The following is a 473-nucleotide window of genomic DNA, read 5'->3' on the forward strand; positions in this document are numbered from 1 at the left end:
AGGCCAGCGGGTCGCCATCGAAGAACGGCTGCAACAGGGTCGCGGTGCTGGCGGCCAGGTCGCTGCCGGGGGCGAATTCCCGGGACGCCGGCAGCGCCGGCGGCGGCGTGGTCGCCGTGCACAAGGCCTTCGCCATCAAGAAGGGCGACTGGGACTGGTACGACCGCATGATCGGCCGTTCCTTCCGTACCCATCCCTACCTGCAGACCGCGATGGTGGACGTGGTCGATGCAACCCACCCGGCGACCGCGGGCCTGCCTGAGCGTTGGCTGTGGAGCGACGAGTGGTACGAGTATGACCCGCCCTACAGCGACGACCTGCACGTGGTGATGGAAGTGGACGAGCGCAGCTACGCCGGTACCGGCGTGGCCCGCGCATGGTGGAAATCGCTGCACCCGGCGCTATGGGCGCTGCTCCTGGTGGCGCTGGGGCTGGCGGTATGGCGATGGTGGTGACCATGGCCGATCGCGCAC

General features: G+C 69.1%; 1 protein-coding gene. It reads left to right on the forward strand.

What is annotated here, in order from left to right; genetic code table 11:
• On the forward strand, positions 1-455 hold a 455-nt coding region (locus CWM66_RS28420; protein WP_146159977.1), incomplete at its 5' end, for a ThuA domain-containing protein.
• Positions 456-473: the final 18 nt, after the last annotated feature.

This window comes from Kosakonia sp. H7A, from assembly GCF_003028445.1.
Classification (GTDB): Bacteria; Pseudomonadota; Gammaproteobacteria; order Enterobacterales; family Enterobacteriaceae; genus Kosakonia; species Kosakonia radicincitans.